This window comes from Enterobacter sp. MALB-1, assembly GCF_041021625.1.
Lineage (GTDB): Bacteria > Pseudomonadota > Gammaproteobacteria > Enterobacterales > Enterobacteriaceae > Enterobacter > Enterobacter oligotrophicus.
This window is the reverse complement of the sequence record NZ_JBDPJL010000001.1, coordinates 1247472-1260168: the sequence shown is the minus strand read 5'-3', so window position 1 is coordinate 1260168 and position 12697 is coordinate 1247472. Positions and strand designations below refer to the sequence as shown.

Sequence of the window (12697 nt, the reverse complement as noted above, 5' to 3'; positions counted from 1 at the left end):
TGTTGTGATGCGTATTTATCTCCTGCTGACAACCCTTTGTCTGAATGGCTGCAGCCATATGGCAAACGATAGCTGGTCTGGTCAGGATAAAGCCCAACACTTTATTGCTTCTGCAATGCTTTCCGCTGCCGGTAATGAAGTAGCTCAACGCCAGGGCTATAATCGGGATCGCAGCGCGGCTATCGGCTTTATGTTCTCTGTCAGCCTTGGCGCTTCCAAAGAATTTTGGGACAGCCGCCCGGCGGGGAGTGGCTGGAGCTGGAAAGATTTTGCGTGGGACGTAGCCGGTGCAACGACCGGCTACGCCGTGTGGCAGCTGGCGCATTATTAAAGACGGATGCCTTTGCCCTTGCGATGCAGCATCAGGGAAACAATAAATGCCAGAGCGCCCATCACGCTGACATACCAGAAGAAAGTCGTTTCGCTACCCCATGATTTAAGTGACAGCGCAACGTACTCTGCAGACCCGCCAAACAACGCATTCGCTACCGCGTAAGAAAGACCCACACCGAGGGCACGAACCTGTGCCGGGAACATCTCTGCTTTCAGTATCCCACTGATAGACGTGTAGAAACTGACAATCACCATCGCTACCATCACCAGCGCAAATGCTGCATACGGTGAAGAGACGTGTTGAAGCGCGGACAAAATGGGTACGGTACATAACGCGGACAATCCACCAAAAATCAGCATTGACGTTCGTCGGCCGATTTTATCGGAAAGTGCACCAATAAGAGGTTGTATGAGCATAAAGACGAACAGAGCCACCGTCATCACCACACTGGCGACGTTAGCGTGCATTCCCGTCGTGTTCACCAGATATTTTTGCATATAGGTGGTGAAAGTATAAAAACTGAGAGAACCGCCTGCTGTGAAGCCAAGCACCATCAGAAAGGCTTTGCGGTTACGCCAGAGCCCTTTGAATGTCCCTGCTTCCTTCAGCGTCCTGACCTCCTTTCGGGAGGTTTCATCTAGCTGGCGACGCAACCAGAGCGCAACGATCGCCAGTACGGCTCCCATTGCAAAAGGGATACGCCATCCCCAACTGTGGAGTTGATCGTCTGTCAGGATCTGCTGAAGGATCACCACAACAAGGATGGCTAACAACTGACCCCCTATGAGCGTGACATACTGGAAGGAGGCGTAAAAACCTTTACGCCCTTCCAGTGCAATTTCACTCATGTAAGTAGCGCTGGTGCCGTACTCTCCACCAACTGACAGTCCCTGGAACAAACGAGCCAGTAAAAGCAGAGCGGGTGCCCATGTACCGATGGCGTCGTAGCCCGGTAAACAAGCGATCACCAGAGAACCGAAGCACATCATACAGACCGAGATCAGCATGGAGGCTTTACGTCCGCGACGATCGGCAATGCGCCCGAACATCCAGCCACCAATAGGACGCATTAAGAAACCTGCGGCAAAAACCCCTGCCGTTTGCAAAAGTTGCGTTGTCGTGTTTCCTGATGGGAAAAAAATATGGGCGAAATAGAGTGAACAAAATGAATAAACATAGAAGTCGAACCATTCAACCAGGTTCCCTGAAGAGGCACTGATGATTGCCCATACCCTTCTACGGGTATCACTGTTAACCAGTGTCCCGTGTGTTGTAATACTTTCTGTCATTGTGATGATGCTCCTGCCATAAAAAACGGCGTGCTGAGCCATAGAGGGCTCAATTGCTTCGTAAATGAAATGTTATAATTTTGTTATAATCGACATTGAGATCAGGATCACATATTTCATTAGCAGGATAAGGGATTCGGAGAAGGGCCATAAAAGCAAAAAACCCCGCACCTTACGGTACGGGGTTCTTCTTGATTGATGCCTGGCAGTTCCCTACTCTCGCATGGGGAGACCCCACACTACCATCGGCGCTACGGCGTTTCACTTCTGAGTTCGGCATGGGGTCAGGTGGGACCACCGCGCTACAGCCGCCAGGCAAATTCTGTTAATCTGTATCAGGCTGAAAATATCATGTCTCTCACCGCCAAAACACCTTCGGCGTTGTAAGGTTAAGCCTCACGGTTCATTAGTATCGGTTAGCTCAACGCATCGCTGCGCTTACACACCCGACCTATCAACGTCGTCGTCTTCAACGTTCCTTCAGGACTCTCAAGGAGTCAGGGAGAACTCATCTCGGGGCAAGTTTCGTGCTTAGATGCTTTCAGCACTTATCTCTTCCGCATTTAGCTACCGGGCAGTGCCATTGGCATGACAACCCGAACACCAGTGATGCGTCCACTCCGGTCCTCTCGTACTAGGAGCAGCCCCCCTCAGTTCTCCAGCGCCCACGGCAGATAGGGACCGAACTGTCTCACGACGTTCTAAACCCAGCTCGCGTACCACTTTAAATGGCGAACAGCCATACCCTTGGGACCTACTTCAGCCCCAGGATGTGATGAGCCGACATCGAGGTGCCAAACACCGCCGTCGATATGAACTCTTGGGCGGTATCAGCCTGTTATCCCCGGAGTACCTTTTATCCGTTGAGCGATGGCCCTTCCATTCAGAACCACCGGATCACTATGACCTGCTTTCGCACCTGCTCGCGCCGTCACGCTCGCAGTCAAGCCAGCTTATGCCATTGCACTAACCTCCTGATGTCCGACCAGGATTAGCTGACCTTCGTGCTCCTCCGTTACTCTTTGGGAGGAGACCGCCCCAGTCAAACTACCCACCAGACACTGTCCGCAACCCGGATTACGGGTCCACGTTAGAACACCAGCCATTAAAGGGTGGTATTTCAAGGGCGGCTCCACGCAGACTGGCGTCCACGCTTCAAAGCCTCCCACCTATCCTACACATCAAGGACCAGTGTTCAGTGTCAAGCTATAGTAAAGGTTCACGGGGTCTTTCCGTCTTGCCGCGGGTACACTGCATCTTCACAGCGAGTTCAATTTCACTGAGTCTCGGGTGGAGACAGCCTGGCCATCATTACGCCATTCGTGCAGGTCGGAACTTACCCGACAAGGAATTTCGCTACCTTAGGACCGTTATAGTTACGGCCGCCGTTTACCGGGGCTTCGATCAAGAGCTTCGCGTTGCCGCTAACCCCATCAATTAACCTTCCGGCACCGGGCAGGCGTCACACCGTATACGTCCACTTTCGTGTTTGCACAGTGCTGTGTTTTTAATAAACAGTTGCAGCCAGCTGGTATCTTCGACTGATTTCAGCTCCACCCGCAGGGGCTTCACCTACATATCAGCGTGCCTTCTCCCGAAGTTACGGCACCATTTTGCCTAGTTCCTTCACCCGAGTTCTCTCAAGCGCCTTGGTATTCTCTACCTGACCACCTGTGTCGGTTTGGGGTACGATTTCGTGTTACCTGATGCTTAGAGGCTTTTCCTGGAAGCAGGGCATTTGTCACTTCAGCACCGTAGTGCCTCGTCATCACACCTCAGCGTTAAAAAGGTACCGGATTTACCTGGAACCTCCGCCTACATGCTTAAACCGGGACAACCGTCGCCCGGCCGACATAGCCTTCTCCGTCCCCCCTTCGCAGTAACACCAAGTACAGGAATATTAACCTGTTTCCCATCGACTACGCCTTTCGGCCTCGCCTTAGGGGTCGACTCACCCTGCCCCGATTAACGTTGGACAGGAACCCTTGGTCTTCCGGCGAGCGGGCTTTTCACCCGCTTTATCGTTACTTATGTCAGCATTCGCACTTCTGATACCTCCAGCAGCCCTCACAGGCCACCTTCAACGGCTTACAGAACGCTCCCCTACCCAACAACACCTAAGTGTCGCTGCCGCAGCTTCGGTGCATGGTTTAGCCCCGTTACATCTTCCGCGCAGGCCGACTCGACCAGTGAGCTATTACGCTTTCTTTAAATGATGGCTGCTTCTAAGCCAACATCCTGGCTGTCTGTGCCTTCCCACATCGTTTCCCACTTAACCATGACTTTGGGACCTTAGCTGGCGGTCTGGGTTGTTTCCCTCTTCACGACGGACGTTAGCACCCGCCGTGTGTCTCCCGTGATAACATTCTCCGGTATTCGTAGTTTGCATCGGGTTGGTAAGCCGGGATGGCCCCCTAGCCGAAACAGTGCTCTACCCCCGAAGATGAGTTCACGAGGCGCTACCTAAATAGCTTTCGGGGAGAACCAGCTATCTCCCGGTTTGATTGGCCTTTCACCCCCAGCCACAGGTCATCCGCTAATTTTTCAACATTAGTCGGTTCGGTCCTCCAGTTAGTGTTACCCAACCTTCAACCTGCCCATGGCTAGATCACCGGGTTTCGGGTCTATACCCTGCAACTTAACGCCCAGTTAAGACTCGGTTTCCCTGCGGCTCCCCTATTCGGTTAACCTTGCTACAGAATATAAGTCGCTGACCCATTATACAAAAGGTACGCAGTCACCCCATAAAGAGGCTCCCACTGCTTGTACGTACACGGTTTCAGGTTCTTTTTCACTCCCCTCGCCGGGGTTCTTTTCGCCTTTCCCTCACGGTACTGGTTCACTATCGGTCAGTCAGGAGTATTTAGCCTTGGAGGATGGTCCCCCCATATTCAGACAGGATACCACGTGTCCCGCCCTACTCTTCGAGTTCACAGCATGTGCATTTTCGTGTACGGGACTATCACCCTGTACCGTCGGACTTTCCAGACCGTTCCACTAACACACACGCTGATTCAGACTCCGGGCTGCTCCCCGTTCGCTCGCCGCTACTGGGGGAATCTCGGTTGATTTCTTTTCCTCGGGGTACTTAGATGTTTCAGTTCCCCCGGTTCGCCTCGTTAACCTATGTATTCAGTTAACGATAGTGTGACGGATCACACTGGGTTTCCCCATTCGGACATCGCCGGGTCAAGGGTTCATATCACCTCGCCGGCGCTTTTCGCAGATTAGCACGTCCTTCATCGCCTCTGACTGCCAGGGCATCCACCGTGTACGCTTGGTCGCTTAACCTCACAACCCGAAGATGTTTCACTTCTGATTGCGAAAATTTGAGAGACTCGAACACACCATTAACTGTGTGTCGTTTCAATTTTCAGCTTGATCCAGATTTTTAAAGAGCAAATATCTCAAACATGACTCGCAAGTCAGTTTTGAGATACAGGTGTCGGTGACTTTCACTCACAAACCAGCAAGTGGCGTCCCCTAGGGGATTCGAACCCCTGTTACCGCCGTGAAAGGGCGGTGTCCTGGGCCTCTAGACGAAGGGGACGTACAGTCTCAATCGCAAGACGCCTTGCTGTTTACTTTTCATCAGACAATCTGTGTGAGCACTACAAAGGCAGGTTCTTTAAGGTAAGGAGGTGATCCAACCGCAGGTTCCCCTACGGTTACCTTGTTACGACTTCACCCCAGTCATGAATCACAAAGTGGTAAGCGCCCTCCCGAAGGTTAAGCTACCTACTTCTTTTGCAACCCACTCCCATGGTGTGACGGGCGGTGTGTACAAGGCCCGGGAACGTATTCACCGTGGCATTCTGATCCACGATTACTAGCGATTCCGACTTCATGGAGTCGAGTTGCAGACTCCAATCCGGACTACGACGCACTTTATGAGGTCCGCTTGCCCTCGCAGGGTCGCTTCTCTTTGTATGCGCCATTGTAGCACGTGTGTAGCCCTGGTCGTAAGGGCCATGATGACTTGACGTCATCCCCACCTTCCTCCAGTTTATCACTGGCAGTCTCCTTTGAGTTCCCGGCCTAACCGCTGGCAACAAAGGATAAGGGTTGCGCTCGTTGCGGGACTTAACCCAACATTTCACAACACGAGCTGACGACAGCCATGCAGCACCTGTCTCACGGTTCCCGAAGGCACATTCTCATCTCTGAAAACTTCCGTGGATGTCAAGACCAGGTAAGGTTCTTCGCGTTGCATCGAATTAAACCACATGCTCCACCGCTTGTGCGGGCCCCCGTCAATTCATTTGAGTTTTAACCTTGCGGCCGTACTCCCCAGGCGGTCGACTTAACGCGTTAGCTCCGGAAGCCACGCCTCAAGGGCACAACCTCCAAGTCGACATCGTTTACGGCGTGGACTACCAGGGTATCTAATCCTGTTTGCTCCCCACGCTTTCGCACCTGAGCGTCAGTCTTTGTCCAGGGGGCCGCCTTCGCCACCGGTATTCCTCCAGATCTCTACGCATTTCACCGCTACACCTGGAATTCTACCCCCCTCTACAAGACTCCAGCCTGCCAGTTTCGAATGCAGTTCCCAGGTTGAGCCCGGGGATTTCACATCCGACTTGACAGACCGCCTGCGTGCGCTTTACGCCCAGTAATTCCGATTAACGCTTGCACCCTCCGTATTACCGCGGCTGCTGGCACGGAGTTAGCCGGTGCTTCTTCTGCGGGTAACGTCAATTGCTGTGGTTATTAACCACAACACCTTCCTCCCCGCTGAAAGTACTTTACAACCCGAAGGCCTTCTTCATACACGCGGCATGGCTGCATCAGGCTTGCGCCCATTGTGCAATATTCCCCACTGCTGCCTCCCGTAGGAGTCTGGACCGTGTCTCAGTTCCAGTGTGGCTGGTCATCCTCTCAGACCAGCTAGGGATCGTCGCCTAGGTGAGCCGTTACCCCACCTACCAGCTAATCCCATCTGGGCACATCTGATGGCAAGAGGCCCGAAGGTCCCCCTCTTTGGTCTTGCGACATTATGCGGTATTAGCTACCGTTTCCAGTAGTTATCCCCCTCCATCAGGCAGTTTCCCAGACATTACTCACCCGTCCGCCGCTCGCCGGCAAAGTAGCAAGCTACTTTCCGCTGCCGCTCGACTTGCATGTGTTAGGCCTGCCGCCAGCGTTCAATCTGAGCCATGATCAAACTCTTCAATTTAAGTTTGATGCTCGTGAATTAAACTTCGTAATGAATTACGTATGTTCACTCAGAGACTTGGTATTCATTTTTCGTCCGAGGACGTTAAGAATCCATGTCACTTTGAGTGCCCACACAGATTGTCTGATAAATTGTTAAAGAGCAGTGCCGCCTCGCTTTCGCAGCGGCGCGGGGTGTGCATATTACGCTTTCCCGCTTCAGAGTCAAGCGTTTATTTCGCTTTTCCCTGCTGACCCGGCGGCGTGTGTGCCGTTGTTCCGTGTCAGTGGAGGCGCATTATAGGGGGTAATTTTGAAGCTGCAAGGATAAAGTGAAAATTATTTACTGACCGCTCACTTTCCAGGCAAATCGTTACCCAGACCTTCATTTTCGCCTGGTTTTTAAACAAAAACGAGCCGCAAGCGGCCCGTTTTTGCGTTTTGTGACTTACTGCACTGCTACAATGCGATCGTCGTTGGCTTCCAGACGAATAACTTTTCCTGGAATCAGCTCTCCGGAAAGGATCTGCTGCGCCAGCGGGTTTTCAATCTGCTGCTGGATAGCACGTTTCAATGGACGCGCCCCGTAAACCGGATCGTACCCATTCTCGCTCAGCAGTTTCAGCGCATCGTCGGAGATGTGAATTTCATATCCACGCTCTTCCAGACGTTTGTACAGACGCTGCAGCTGGATCTGGGCAATCGACGCAATGTGTTTCTCACCCAGAGGATGGAACACCACCACTTCATCAATACGGTTGATGAATTCCGGACGGAAGCTATGGCTGACAACTCCCATAACCAGATCCTTCATATGTCCATAATCCAGCTCACCGAAGCGTTCCTGAATCAAATCGGAACCCAGGTTCGAGGTCATGATGACAACCGTATTACGGAAGTCGACCGTTCTCCCCTGCCCGTCGGTCAGACGACCATCATCCAGAACCTGAAGCAGGATGTTGAACACATCAGGGTGCGCTTTTTCCACCTCATCCAGCAGGATAACGGAATAAGGACGACGGCGAACCGCTTCAGTCAGATAACCGCCTTCTTCATAACCGACATATCCCGGAGGCGCACCGACCAGACGCGAGACGGAGTGTTTCTCCATAAACTCGGACATGTCGATACGCACCATCGCGTCATCGCTATCGAACATAAAGTTAGCCAGCGCTTTACACAGTTCGGTTTTACCGACACCGGTTGGTCCGAGGAACAGGAACGAACCGATTGGACGATTTGGATCGGACAATCCTGCACGGCTACGACGAATAGCATTCGAGACCGCTTCAACCGCCTCGTTCTGGCCAATCACGCGGTTATGCAGATCCTGCTCCATACGCAGCAGTTTTTCGCGTTCACCTTCCAGCATGCGCGCTACAGGAATACCGGTCCAGCGCGCCAGCACTTCGGCAATTTCCGCATCCGTCACTTTATTACGCAACAGACGCATCGTTTTGCCTTCCGACTGCGTGGCGATTTCAAGCTGTTTTTCCAGTTCAGGGATTTTGCCGTACTGAAGCTCAGACATCCGTGCCAGGTCACCGACGCGGCGAGCCTGCTCGATGGCAATTTTTGCCTGCTCCAGTTCGGCCTTGATTGTCTGGGTACCAGAAAGTGACGCTTTCTCCGCTTTCCACTCTTCTTCTAACTCGGAATACTGACGCTCTTTATCTTCCAGCTCCTCGTTAAGCATATCGAGGCGTTTCTTACTCGCTTCATCAGACTCTTTTTTCAGCGCCTGCTGTTCCAGCTTGAGCTGAATGATACGACGGTCAAGTCGGTCCAGCTCTTCCGGTTTCGAGTCAATCTGCATACGAATGCTCGATGCCGCTTCATCAATCAGGTCAATCGCTTTATCCGGCAGCTGACGGTCAGCGATATAACGATGCGAAAGCGTCGCCGCCGCAACGATGGCCGGGTCAGTAATCTGCACATGATGGTGCAGCTCATAGCGTTCTTTCAAACCACGCAGGATCGCGATGGTATCTTCAACGCTTGGCTCAGCAACAAACACTTTCTGGAAACGACGTTCCAGCGCAGCATCTTTTTCAATGTACTGACGGTACTCATCCAGCGTTGTCGCACCGACGCAGTGAAGCTCACCACGCGCTAAAGCAGGTTTCAGCATGTTCCCGGCGTCCATCGCGCCGTCCGCTTTACCCGCACCCACCATGGTGTGCAGTTCGTCGATAAACAGGATGACGTTGCCTTCCTGCTTCGCCAGGTCGTTGAGCACACCTTTCAGGCGCTCTTCGAACTCACCGCGGTATTTCGCACCAGCCACCAGCGCGCCCATATCCAGCGCCAGCACGCGACGGCCTTTCAGCCCTTCCGGCACTTCGCCGTTTACGATACGCTGTGCCAGCCCTTCAACGATGGCGGTTTTACCAACACCAGGTTCACCAATCAGCACCGGGTTGTTTTTGGTACGACGTTGCAGTACCTGGATAGTACGGCGGATCTCTTCATCACGGCCGATAACCGGGTCAAGTTTGCCCTGCTCAGCACGTTCGGTCAGATCGACCGTAAACTTCTTCAAAGCCTGACGTTGGTCTTCGGCTCCCTGATCGTTCACGCTTTCACCTCCGCGCATTTGCTCAATCGCCTGGGTCACATTGGCGGTGGTTGCGCCGGCAGTTTTCAGCAGGTCGGTCAAAGTACCGCGTGATTCAAGCGCCGCCAGAACAAACAGCTCTGACGAAATAAAGTTATCCCCACGTTTTTGCGCCAGCTTGTCGCAAAGGTTCAGCACACGCACCAGCTCCTGAGATGGCTGAACGTCGCCGCCAGTCCCTTCTACCTGCGGTAAACGGCTCAGCGCCTGGTCAATGGCGGTGCGTAGCTGGCCAGCATTAATGCCAGCAGAGGTTAATAATGGACGTACCGATCCCCCTTCCTGATTCAGCAAGGCGCTCATTAAATGAAGAGGTTCGATGAATTGGTTGTCGTGCCCCAGTGCAAGAGACTGGGCATCGGCAAGAGCAAGCTGGAATTTATTAGTAAGACGATCCAGACGCATAACTCCTCCCATAACAGGTCAAATTTGCTACTGGAGATTAAATGAGGTCATCCCTCAATTATTCAAGGTTAATGACCTGAATTATGTGAAAAGAAAACGGCACGTGCCGGATCGTCTTGATTCTTTAGGTTATATCAGCCAAATAAAACTTGCCATACGGCCCGTCGTCTTGTCGCGGCGATAAGAGAAAAAATCACCCTTTTCGGTGAAGGTGCAGCGATCGCCGCCGAAGATCTGCGTCACGCCAACGTTATTCAGACGCTGGCGAGCAAGTTCGTAAATATCGGCCAGGTACTTTTCACCTGCCGACACAAAGGCCTGTACCGCTTGCGGATCTTTTGCCATAAAGGCTTCACGTACCTCTGGACCCACTTCAAACGCTCGAGGGCCAATGGCCGGGCCAAGCCAGGCAATGATGTTGGCAGGGGAGTCGTTAAAGCAGGCAACGGTCTCTTCCAGCACGCCCTCACACAAGCCACGCCAGCCAGCATGGGCTGCTGCCACTTCAGTACCGGCATGGTTACAGAACAGAACCGGCAGGCAATCGGCCGTCATCACGGCGCAAACCGTTCCCGGAATATTGCTGTAAGAGGCATCAGCACGTTTAGACGCATAGGGTTCTCCCGACAACGTCAGGACGTCCTTGCCGTGAACCTGCTCAAGCCAGACCGGTTTCGACGGCAAGTTTCCTGCAGCAAACAGGCGCTTGCGGTTCTCTTCGACATGTTCCAGGTTGTCGCCACAGTGCGCGCCGAGATTCAACGACGCCCATGCGCCCTGGCTCACACCGCCAACACGGGTCGAACTGCAGGCGGCCACGCCTTCAGGCAGTGGCCACTCCGGGACAATCAGTTTGGTCATAACCAGTCCACGCGATCCTTATGTTCTTCAAAGTCAGCACGCATTGCGTCGATAAGTTCCACCATATCCTGTGGGATCGGCGCATGCCATTCCATCTGAATCCCCGTAATCGGGTGGTAAAGACGCAGCATGGTCGCGTGCAGTGCCTGACGGTCGAACTTACGCAGTACGGAGATGAACTCATCCGATGCGCCTTTTGGCGGACGCGGACGGCCACCATACACCTGGTCGCCCACCAGCGGATGGGTGATGTGCGCCATATGAACGCGGATCTGGTGAGTACGCCCGGTTTCAAGACGCAGACGCAGGCGCGTATGAATGCGGAAATGCTCCATGATGCGGTAATGCGTTACCGCCGGTTTACCCATCGGGTGCACTGACATATGCGTACGCTTGGTTGGGTGACGGCTAATCGGCTCTTCAACCGTGCCGCCAGAGGTCATATGCCCAATCGCCACGGCTTCATACTCACGGGTGATTTCGCGCAGCTGCAGGGATTCCACCAGACGGGTCTGAGCAGGAACGGTTTTCGCCACCACCATCAGACCGGTGGTGTCTTTATCCAGACGGTGCACAATGCCCGCGCGCGGGACATCAGCGATGGGTGGATAGTAATGGAGGAGTGCATTAAGCACCGTACCATCAGGATTCCCCGCGCCCGGATGAACGACCAGGTCGCGCGGCTTATTGATCACCAGAATGTCATCATCTTCATAGACGATGTTCAGCGGGATATCCTGCGGCTCAAAGCGGATTTCTTCTTCGATTTCAGCATTGATGGCGACAGCTTCCCCACCTAACACTTTCTCTTTTGGTTTATCCCAGATCTTGCCGTTAACCATCACGCGCTGGTCAAGTATCCATTCTTTTATGCGTGAACGCGAATAATCAGGGAACAATTCGGCCAAAGCCTGATCTAAGCGTTGACCGAGCTGATTTTCGGAGACTGTTGCGGTGAGTTCTACTCGTTGTGCCATAAACTGCTTCTTCGTTTAACGTTGGGTTTTACGGCTTTGCCGTTTAATATAGTGTGCTATTGTAGCTGGTCTTAATCGGGAGCAGGAAAGAGATTCTCCCGGACAAACATTTGAGGAAAGTCAAAACGTCATGACGCGCATGAAATATCTGGTGGCAGCGGCCACGTTGAGCCTGGCTTTGGTGGGCTGCTCCGGTTCGAATGAACAGGTCCCTGACAATCCGCCGAATGAAATCTATGCGACTGCACAACAAAAGTTGCAGGACGGTAACTGGAAACAGGCGATAACGCAACTGGAAGCGTTGGATAATCGCTATCCATTTGGCCCTTATTCGCAGCAGGTACAGTTAGATCTTATCTACGCATACTATAAAAATGCCGATCTGCCGCTGGCTCAGGCCACCATCGATCGCTTCATGCGTCTGAACCCGACCCATCCTAACATTGATTATGTCATGTACATGCGCGGCTTGACCAACATGGCGTTGGATGACAGTGCACTGCAGGGCTTCTTCGGCGTGGATCGTTCTGACCGCGACCCGCAGCACGCGCGTGATGCTTTCAATGACTTCTCCAAACTGGTGCGCGGCTACCCGAACAGCCAGTACATTACCGATGCCACCAGGCGTCTGGTGTTCCTGAAAGATCGTCTGGCGAAATACGAATACTCCGTGGCTGAGTATTACACCCGTCGTGGCGCATGGGTCGCCGTCGTTAACCGTGTAGAAGGCATGCTGCGTGATTATCCGGATACGCAGGCAACGCGCGATGGCCTGAAGCTGATGGAAAATGCTTACCGTCAGATGCAGATGACTTCGCAGGCTGATAAAGTGGCGAAAATCATTGCCGCAAACAGCAGCAACACCTGATACCAACCATAATGCAAAACGGCAGCCACCAGGCTGCCGTTTTTATGTTCATTTGAATACCACGCTGAAGCGGTTTAGCTTCAACCAATCCAGTCAACTATGACCGCTATTTTCAGCTTCGACAAGGTAAATCTCACCTCTTCCTGCCCTGCCTCACAAAAAAGATTCCCTGACAAAAACCGACAAAATAAC

General features: G+C 52.9%; 6 protein-coding genes, 1 tRNA gene and 3 rRNA genes. 2 read left to right on the top strand and 8 right to left on the bottom strand.

Annotation, left to right across the window (positions count from 1 at the left end; translation table 11 throughout):
- Positions 1 to 7: 7 nt before the first annotated feature.
- The gene (locus ABGB15_RS06095) at positions 8 to 331 is read left to right on the top strand and encodes a YfiM family lipoprotein (RefSeq protein WP_152081898.1); all 324 of its coding nucleotides are present in this window, start codon (positions 8 to 10) and stop codon (positions 329 to 331) included.
- Here the strand turns inward: ABGB15_RS06095 and ABGB15_RS06090 are convergent.
- The 8 genes from ABGB15_RS06090 to rluD all read right to left on the bottom strand — a co-directional run bounded on the left by ABGB15_RS06090 (position 328) and on the right by rluD (position 11637).
- Entirely contained in the window at positions 328 to 1623 is a 1296-nt protein-coding gene (locus ABGB15_RS06090; protein WP_152081899.1) for an MFS transporter, read from the bottom strand. The two genes, ABGB15_RS06095 and ABGB15_RS06090, sit on opposite strands and share 4 nt — an antisense overlap.
- A gap of 200 nt (positions 1624 to 1823) precedes the next feature.
- Positions 1824 to 1939: ribosomal RNA gene (rrf, locus tag ABGB15_RS06085) — 5S ribosomal RNA — on the bottom strand.
- 69 nt (positions 1940 to 2008) lie between these two features.
- A 23S ribosomal RNA gene (locus ABGB15_RS06080) occupies positions 2009 to 4914 on the bottom strand.
- A gap of 183 nt (positions 4915 to 5097) precedes the next feature.
- Positions 5098 to 5173 (bottom strand) — tRNA-Glu (locus ABGB15_RS06075).
- Between the two features lie 84 nt (positions 5174 to 5257).
- Positions 5258 to 6799 (bottom strand): 16S ribosomal RNA (locus tag ABGB15_RS06070).
- The 16S, 23S and 5S rRNA genes sit together here with 1 tRNA gene alongside, the layout of an rRNA operon.
- 426 nt (positions 6800 to 7225) lie before the next feature.
- Positions 7226 to 9799, bottom strand: coding sequence for an ATP-dependent chaperone ClpB (gene clpB / locus ABGB15_RS06065; protein WP_215722682.1), 2574 nt, complete (start codon positions 9797 to 9799; stop codon positions 7226 to 7228).
- A 129-nt stretch (positions 9800 to 9928) separates the two neighbouring features.
- On the bottom strand, positions 9929 to 10660 hold the full coding sequence (yfiH, locus tag ABGB15_RS06060) for a purine nucleoside phosphorylase YfiH (RefSeq protein WP_215722681.1): 732 nt from the start codon (positions 10658 to 10660) through the stop codon (positions 9929 to 9931).
- Positions 10657 to 11637 (bottom strand): 23S rRNA pseudouridine(1911/1915/1917) synthase RluD, encoded by a 981-nt coding sequence (gene rluD / locus ABGB15_RS06055; protein WP_152081902.1) that lies wholly within the window; start codon positions 11635 to 11637, stop codon positions 10657 to 10659. The genes yfiH and rluD overlap by 4 nt, the downstream gene beginning before the upstream one ends.
- A gap of 130 nt (positions 11638 to 11767) precedes the next feature.
- Here rluD and bamD point away from each other — a divergent pair, with 130 nt between their 5' ends.
- Positions 11768 to 12505, top strand: coding sequence for an outer membrane protein assembly factor BamD (gene bamD / locus ABGB15_RS06050; protein ID WP_313327661.1), 738 nt, complete (start codon positions 11768 to 11770; stop codon positions 12503 to 12505).
- The last annotated feature ends 192 nt before the right edge of the window (positions 12506 to 12697 follow it).